The 6801-nt window shown below is 60.2% G+C and carries 5 protein-coding genes; all 5 read left to right on the forward strand.

Translation table 11 applies throughout. From position 1 onward, the window contains the following. Positions 1-743: hypothetical protein (locus tag H5U38_12480; protein MBC7187841.1), on the forward strand; the 743-nt coding region annotated here is incomplete at its 5' end. 42 nt (positions 744-785) lie between these two features. Continuing rightward, positions 786-3290, forward strand: a complete 2505-nt coding sequence (locus H5U38_12485; GenBank protein MBC7187842.1) for an alpha-mannosidase — start codon at positions 786-788, stop codon at positions 3288-3290. A 2-nt stretch (positions 3291-3292) separates the two neighbouring features. Then, positions 3293-4432, forward strand: a complete 1140-nt coding sequence (locus tag H5U38_12490) for a hypothetical protein (GenBank protein ID MBC7187843.1) — start codon at positions 3293-3295, stop codon at positions 4430-4432. Between the two features lie 21 nt (positions 4433-4453). After that, positions 4454-5686 carry a Gfo/Idh/MocA family oxidoreductase gene (locus tag H5U38_12495; protein MBC7187844.1) on the forward strand — a complete coding sequence of 411 codons (1233 nt, stop codon included), beginning with the start codon at positions 4454-4456 and terminating at the stop codon, positions 5684-5686. Further along, a partial coding sequence (locus H5U38_12500; GenBank protein ID MBC7187845.1) for a hypothetical protein occupies positions 5683-6801 on the forward strand: 1119 nt, incomplete at its 3' end. The genes H5U38_12495 and H5U38_12500, both read left to right, overlap by 4 nt.

Raw genomic sequence — 6801 nt, forward strand, 5'->3', positions numbered from 1 at the left:
AGCAGCCGGAACTATTCGTGGTCTTTGATATTGTGAAGGCACGTGTCCCAGCTTTCTTCACTGCGGCCAACCTCTGGCACACGCGCAGGATCCTGGCACAAGGGGAGCACTGGTACGACACCGTGTACGACTCGCTCCAAACTATGGCATTTCCCATGGACACGCGCCTGCTTATTCTGTTCCCGGAGACTCACTACAAGCTGGAAGGGGTAGAGCGGGAGCGGCGCTACTACCAGGACGAGTTGGTGATTCACCAGACCACCGGCCAGCACTTCGAGCTGGGGCAGACGATCGCCTTCGTCACCGTACTGGTTCCGCACCGCGCTGACGTCCGCCCTGAGCAGCTGGTGGGGAAAGTGCGCTACGTCGAACCCGAGCCGGAGGGCAAGGGCTTGATGGTGGAGATCGCCGACGGGGATCGTACGATCGTCGTGGGCGCCAAACGCGATCTGCGCATGGACATGGTGCGCGATTGGCGCCGTCCCAAGTACACCTACGAAGCCGGCAAGATCCGCTATGGCGACTTTGAAACCAACGCCGACTTTCTCTTCTTCGTCCGCAGCGGGGACGTGCTTTCGTATACAGCAGTCAACATCAGCGGAGCGCGGTACGGCGACCAGGTGCTTTACGAGCCGAAGCCGGCCCTTTTCGGCTTAGCTTTTGATGGCAGCCCGGACATGCCTGGCGTGGGAAAGATCCGCTATTGGCGCGATGAGGTGCGGCTCAAGACGCGAGGCAAGTGACAACGAAACCGCAGCGAGAAGAGCAAGTTCGTGCAACGGAGGATGTGGGTGAAAGGGAAGAAGCGACTGCACTTGGTGTGCAACGCACACATGGACCCTGTGTGGCTATGGGAGTGGGAAGAAGGTGCGGCAGCCGCCATTGCCACATTTCGGACCGCGGCAGACCTGCTCGGCGAGTTTCCCGGCTTTGTCTTCAATCACAATGAGGCGATTCTCTACCGCTGGGTGGAAGAGTACGAGCCGGAGCTTTTTCGGCGCATCCAAGAGCTGGTGCGGGCGGGCAAGTGGCACATCATGGGCGGTTGGTTCCTGCAACCGGACTGCAATATGCCCAATGGCGAATCATTGGTCCGACAGATTCTGGTGGGCAGGAACTATTTCCGGGAAAAGTTCGGCGTTGAGCCCACCACTGCCATCAATTTCGATCCTTTTGGGCACAGCAGGGGTTTGGCACAGATTCTGGTAAAAGCAGGCTACGATTCCTACCTGTTCTGTCGCCCGGACTCCACGTTCTGTACCCTGCCAGCAGAAAACTTCTGGTGGCAAGGGTACGACGGGTCGAGGGTCTTGGCCAGCCGAGTGGAGAGTTTCTACAACAGTCCCTTGGGTGGGGCGCGTCGCAAAGTGGAGACCTGGATGGCCGAGCACCCCGCGGAAGAGGTGGGCATTGTCCTTTGGGGCGTTGGCAACCATGGAGGAGGGCCTTCAAGGATAGACCTCGAGCAGCTCGGCGCGCTCATCCAGGAGGTACAGGAAACGGAAATTCGGCACTCGACCCCTGAGTCCTACTTCCGGGAGCTGCGGGAGCGCGCAGAGGGATTCCCGGTGCATCGCCGCGACATCAACCCGTGGGGCGTAGGATGCTACACTTCGATGGCCAGGATCAAGCAACGCCACCGCCGGCTCGAGAACGAGCTCTTCATGGTCGAGAAAATGGCGGCAACAGCGACAGCCCAAGATCTTCTGCCGTACCCGGAGCAGGAACTGCGCGACGCGCTTCTTGACCTCTTGACCAGCGAGTTCCACGACATCTTGCCGGGGAGTTCCATCCAGCCAGTGGAGGAGGCGTCGCTGCGCCTCATCGACCATGGCTTGGAGATCCTCTCCCGAGTCAAGGCGCGCGTCTTTTTCGCGCTGGCCAAGGGCCAGCCCAAGGCCGAAGAGGGCGAGATTCCAGTGTTGGTCTACAACCCGCACCCGTTTCCTGTGCGTGACACGGTGGAGTGCGAATTCCAGTTGGCCGACATAAACTGGGATCAGACCCTATTCACCGAGATCGAGGTGCTGCATCAAGGAAAGCCTCTGGCTGCCCAAGTGGAAAAGGAGCTGAGCAACCTGAGCATTGACTGGCGGAAGAGGGTGGTGTTCACCGCAGAGCTGGCGCCGAGCCAAATGAATCGCTTTGATTGCCGCCCTAAGCTGGTCCCTGCCAAGACCCGAGAGCGCTTGCGTGAGCGCGACGGTAAGCTCATGTTTGCGACGCCCGACATGGAGCTCACCATCAGTACGCGCACCGGCCTCATTGATCGATGGCGCGTCGGAGAGGTGGACTACCTGCAGAAGGGCGCATTCCGTGCCCTGGTCATCGACGACAACGAGGACCCTTGGGGCATGCGTGTGCGTCGCTTCCGCGACGTGGTGGGCAGGTTTGCCTTGATGAACGGCGCGCAGTCAGCGCAGTTCGCGGGCGTCAGGCAGAAGACGCTGAAGCCTGTTCGTGTTATTGAAGACGGACCTGTCCGCACGGTGGTCGAGGCGTGTTTTGCCTATGGGAGCTCGGCAATATGCCAACGTTACAAATTGCCCAAGCACGGTACCGAAGTCGAGGTCGAACTCCGCGTCTACTGGGGGGAAAAGAACCGGATGCTCAAGCTTTCCATTCCCACGCCATTTACGCAAGGACGTCTCATGGGCCAGGTGGTCTATGGCGTGGACGAGCTTCCCGCAAACGGCGACGAAGTGGTGGCGCAGAAGTGGCTGGCAGTCGTTGATGAGCAGAACCGCCATGCGCTCACGTGCGTGAACGATGGCACCTATGGAGCGGACTACTGTCGCGGAGAGCTTCGGCTGTCATTGCTCCGTGCACCGGCCTACTCAGGCCATCCCATTGAGGAGAGGCCAATAGTGCCTCAAGACCGTTTTACGCCGCGGATTGACCAAGGCGAGCGGCTGTTCCGCTTTTGGCTCAATGCCGGCCTTGCGGGCCAACGGTTGCAGGCTATCGACCGGGAGGCGCTGGTCAAGAATGAGCGCCCGTACGCCCTCTCGTTCTTCCCGCCTGGGGAGGGTAAATTGCCAAGTCCGGGACTAAGGGTCGACGACCCGGCGGTACTGGTGACCGCGCTCAAGAAACCCGAGCAGGGCGAGGGGCTGGTCATCAGGCTCTTCGAACCCACAGGTCAGCGCCGGACAGCGCGTCTTGAGCTGCCCTGGGTGCCGCTGGCCACGAAGGTTGAGTTGCAGCCTTTCGAAGTGAAGACGCTTCGTTTCTACCCCGAGGGGCGGCGGCTGGTGGAAGTCGACCTGCTGGAACGGGAAATTGCCTGACCATGACGTCCAAGGAGCGTGTCTTAGCCACGTTGGCCGGGGAAGAACCCGACCGGGTCCCCATAGGCGAGTTTGCCATCGACTTTGACACGGTGGAGAAACTCCTTGGGCACGAAACCTATCTCCGGGCAAAGGCCAAATCCCAAATCGCCTTTTGGGAAGGGCGGCACGACGAGGTGGCCGAAAGCTACCTGCGGGACCACATCGAGCTGCATCGCAAGCTGGACCTGGACATTGTCACTTTCCCCATGGCGACGTGGGAGATTCCCCCGGAGACAGACGAGCCTCCGCCGCGACGAGTGGACGAGGTCACCTGGGAGGACCGCCACGGGCGCATCTATCGGTACTCTCCTATCACCGCGGACATCACGTGCATAAAGGACCCGGTCTTGGAAAGGACCGCGTTCCGGCCAGAGATGTTCGCGGCTCCGCTTGCGGTCCCAACGCGCGACGAGCGCTCCTGGCGCATCTTGGATGGGGTAATCCAGCAGTTCAAAGACGAGAAGTTCATCTGCGGGCCCTCAGGAGGGGAGATAGGCATCGTCTTTCTCGGGGGATTGGAGCGCGGCTGCATGGAGCTGGCAGACAATGTGGAGGCAGTCAAAGCTGCAACGCAGCAACTGTTCGAGCAGCAGATGGCTGCCGATCGCGTGTTGGTGCACCCGGACAGCGACGCCGTGCTCTGGGCTGCTGACTTTGCACACAAAGGAGGGCCGTTCATCAGCCCGCACCTTTTCCGCGAGCTGTTCCTGGAACCGAACAGGCTCAGAGTTCGGCAGATCCACGAGGTGTTCGGAAAAAAGGTGATAAAGCACTGCTGTGGCAACGTCCATGCGCTCCTGGATGGATTCGTGGAAATCGGCTACGACGCGTACCAGTCGATACAGCCCACTGCTGGCATGGATATTTGTGACCTGAAAAAGAGCGTGGGCAAGGTGTTGACCCTCTGGGGCGGCGTGGCCGTGGAGCACTTGGTAAGTGGTACCCCCGAGGACGTGCGCAGAGACGTGCAGCGCGCCATGGCCTGCGCCAAAGAAGGCGGGCGATTTATCCTCGGCAGCAGCCATTCCATCGCCGTCGGCTCCCGTTACGACAACTTCCTGGCCATGCTGGACGAATACCACAAGCTCTGCGCCTATTGAGCTCATTGGAGGAGCGAATCTGTGGAAGAGAACGTGAACATCGTTGTCGTTGCGTTAGGTGGCTATGGACTGGTGTATCTCGAAGGGCTTCTGGACCGCAAGATTGATACAAATGTGACCATAGTCGGTGGCGTTGATCCAGAGCCCGAGCGGTGCACGCGCCTGGCCGAACTCCAGGCCATTGGCGTGCCCATCTTCCGCAGCCTGGAAGAATTCTACGCTTCCCACAAAGCCGACCTTGCCATCATTTCGTCCCCTATTCAGCTCCACTGCCCGCAGACGTGCCTGTGTCTGGCGCAGGGGAGCCACGTTCTCTGCGAGAAACCTCTGGGCGCCACCGTCCAAGAAGGGTGGGAGATGATGCGCGCGCGAGATGCTGCGCGGAGGTTCGTCTCCATTGGTTATCAGTGGTCGTTCACCAGGACCATCCAAGAACTGAAGGAAGACGTCCGCAAGGGAGAGTTTGGGGCACCCGTCCGTCTAAAGACCATCGCCCTGTGGCCTCGAGATGAGAGCTACTATCGGCGGAACGACTGGGCCGGAAAACAGCGGGACAGCCAGGGGCGTTGGGTCTTGGACAGCCCTGCGAACAACGCGCTGGCGCACTACCTGCACAACATGCTTTATCTGCTGGGCGAACGGAAGGACGCCAGTGCTACCCCGGCGCGTGTGGTTGCCGAGCTGTACCGCGCTAACGACATCGAGAACTTTGACACCTTTGCCACCCGGATTCGCACCGATAGGGGCGTGGAGATCCTTTTCTACGGATCGCACGCCGTGGAAGAGGAAGTGGGGCCGCTCATCTTGTACGAATTTGAGCACGCGACGGTCACCTACGCCGGTTGGCATTCAGAGTTTGTGGCCCGCTGGCACGACGGCAGGCAAAAAAGCTACGGCGCCCCGGACGCGCACTACCTGGACAAGATGTGGCAAGCCATCTCGTCGGTACGTACAGGCGAGAAGCCGGCGTGCGGGATCGAAGCCGCTATGGCACATACTGTCTGCATCAATGGCATGCACGAATCAGTGCCCGAAGTTACGCCGTTCCCCCGAGGGATGGTGCTTGTGAAAGGAGAGCCGGGAAAGCGCCTCACCTACGTTCCGGCGGTAAACCAGGGACTGCTGCAGGCCTATGAGCGCAATGCTCTCCCCAGCGAAGTGGGCGTGCCGTGGGCTGTATGCGGCAAGGAGATAGAGCTCATCGGCTACAGGTCATTTCCCCGTGCTCACCAGGAGGCAGGGGCGTCGGCGTGAGTTCCCCGCACACGACATATGTTACGACCGGACGTCCGGAGTTCGACGAGCTCTATCCGCGCGTGCGAGCTTTCCTCGAGCAGGATACCCTGGACCTGGTCATCGACGCCAAACCTATCCGCGGCTATCGTTCACCGGATGGCAAGTCCATCTGGATCCGCGACCACAGCGAGATGATGCGCGGCTTCAAGTACTTCGAGCGCGACTTGATCTCGGCAGTGGAGCACTTTGCGGAGACACAGGCGGAGAACGGCCGCATATTCGACTTTTTCACCACGGTGCCGGAGAAGCTGCCCTCTGAACGTGAGAACTGGGCCAAATATGTCCGCGTGCCAGTGGAAGCCGATGTTGAGTACCGCTTTGTGAAGGCCGCCTTCCTCGCGTGGCAGGCCACTGGCGACGACGCCTGGATAAGCCGCATGTTGCCCAAAATGGAAAAGGCCCTCAACTACATCCTGACCAACCCCTGGCGCTGGGACCAGGAACACCAATTGGTGAAGCGGGCCTACACGGTCGATACGTGGGATTTTGCCTACACAGGCGGCAAGCATGATTGGCTGCAGTTCCAGATTACCGACGACACGTACTGGGGGATCATGCATGGCGACAACAGCGGCTACTACCAGGCCTTCCAGATCATGGCGTTGCTCTACGACTACTTTGGACAGCGCAAACGTACCGCTTACTGGCGCCGGCGGGCCGAGGAGATCCGGCGGCGCATGAATGAAATCTGCTGGAACGGCAGGTTCTACACGCATTTCGTGAAACTTACGCCGGTGGAAATCGAGGGGGTGGATGAGGCAGAGCAGCTCAGCCTGAGCAACCCCATGGACATCAACCGCGGTGTGTGCACGCAGGAAATGGCAGCCGCCATCATCCGCGAGTACCTCCGCCGCAAAGAAGAAGGGCGCGCATTTGCCGAGTGGTTTTCCATCGATCCGCCCTTTCCGGACGGGATTCTTGGGGACGAGAAATTGGTACGCGGTGCCTACGTCAACGGCGGCATCATGCCCCTGGTCGGGGGGGAGCTGGCGAGGGCAGCCTTGGAGCACGGGTTCGAGTGGTACGGCGTGGACATCCTGCGCAGGTACTACCAGCTCATCGCCGGCAGCAAC

The sequence above is a fragment of the Calditrichota bacterium genome, from assembly GCA_014359355.1.
Lineage (GTDB): Bacteria > Zhuqueibacterota > Zhuqueibacteria > JANLFK01 > Oleimicrobiaceae > Oleimicrobium.